This window comes from Microbacterium sp. 71-23, assembly GCF_001897265.1.
In the GTDB taxonomy this organism is placed as follows: Bacteria; Actinomycetota; Actinomycetes; order Actinomycetales; family Microbacteriaceae; genus Microbacterium; species Microbacterium ginsengisoli.
Map to the genome: position 1 here is coordinate 1 of NZ_MKSL01000029.1, position 1,529 is coordinate 1,529.

Annotated in this window: 2 protein-coding genes; both read left to right on the forward strand. The window is 72.7% G+C overall.

Translation table 11 applies throughout. The annotated features are described in order from the left end of the window. A partial coding sequence (locus BGO15_RS10600) for a phospho-sugar mutase (protein ID WP_286748242.1) occupies positions 1-1,212 on the forward strand: 1,212 nt, incomplete at its 5' end. 35 nt (positions 1,213-1,247) lie between these two features. Beyond that, positions 1,248-1,529, forward strand: a 282-nt coding sequence (locus BGO15_RS10605) for a GNAT family N-acetyltransferase (RefSeq protein WP_502689164.1), incomplete at its 3' end; no start/stop codon positions are given.

Below are 1,529 nucleotides of genomic sequence, written 5' to 3' on the forward strand. Positions count from 1 at the left end.
TCCCACAATCCGCCGAACGACAACGGCTACAAGGTGTACCTCGGCGGCGTGGACGACGGATCCCAGATCGTGCCGCCGGCCGATGCCGAGATCGCGGCGCACATCCAGCGCATCGCCGATGGCACGACGGTCGATCGCCTGCCGCGCTCCGTCGGGTACGAGGTCGCCCCCGAGTCCGTGGTCGACGCGTACATCGAGGCCACCGCCGCGGTCGCGCCCGCACCGAGCGGCGCGGACGACCTGCGCTGGGTGTACACCGCCATGCACGGTGTCGGCTGGGAGACCGTGTCCGCGATCGCCGACGCCGCCGGCTACTCCCGCCCCACGCTCGTGACGGCGCAGATCCAGCCCGACGGCGCGTTCCCGACGGTCGCGTTCCCGAATCCGGAGGAGCCGGGCGCGATGGACCTCGCGTTCGAGACGGCGCGTGCATCGGGCGCCGAGCTCGTGATCGCGAACGACCCCGACGCCGATCGACTGGCCGTCGCCGTGCCGGATGACAGCGTGGACGGCGGGTGGCGCCGCCTCACCGGAAACCAGGTCGGGCTGCTGCTCGGCTGGCGCGCGGCCCGCACGGCGACCCCGGGCTCCGGGGCGTCGCTGGCGTGCTCGCTGGTGTCGTCACCGGGGCTGGAGGCCGTCGCCGCGCACTACGGCCTCGACTTCCACGCCACCCTCACCGGGTTCAAGTGGATCTCGCGCGCCCCCGGACTGGTCTTCGGCTTCGAGGAGGCACTCGGCTATCTCGTGAACCCCGGAACGGTCCGCGACAAGGACGGCGTCTCCGCCGCGGTGGCGATCCTGGGGATGGCCGCGGAGGCGCGCGGACGCGGAGCCAGCCTCGACGATCTCCTCGCCGAGTTCGGCGCCACCTTCGGCCATTTCGCGAGCGACCAGATCTCGATCCGGGTCGACGACCTCGGCGTCATCGCGCGCATCATGGCGGGGCTGCGCACGGCGCATCCCGCCTGCCTCGGCGACGTCGATGTCGAGCGCGTCGACGACCTGATGGAGGGGATCGACGGGTTCCCCCCGGGGGACGTGCTGCGGTTCCGGCTCGTCGACGGGTCGCGCGTGATCGTGCGACCGTCGGGGACGGAGCCGAAGCTCAAGGCGTACCTCGACGTGCGCGGCGACTCCGCGGAGGACGCGGCGGGACGCCTCGGCGCTCTGCGAGAGGCCGTCGGCGCGCTCCTCGACCGGAACCGCTGACGGGACGGCCGAGGGACGCCGCGTAAGCTCGACACGTGGACTTCGCAGCGCCCGTGACCCTCGAGAACGCCTTCGTCCGGCTCGAGCCGCTCGCCGACGACCATGCCGGAGACCTGGCCGAGGCCGCCGCGGGACTCGAGCACGCCTGGTACACCTCGGTCCCGAGGCCCGAGGATGTCCCGGCCGAGATCGAGCGGCGCCGCGAGTCGCATGCCGCCGGCGGCATGAACCCCTTCGCGATCCGACGCCTGGCGACCGGGCGGGTGGTGGGGATGACCACGTTCTGCAACATCGACCAGCCGGACCGACATGTCGAG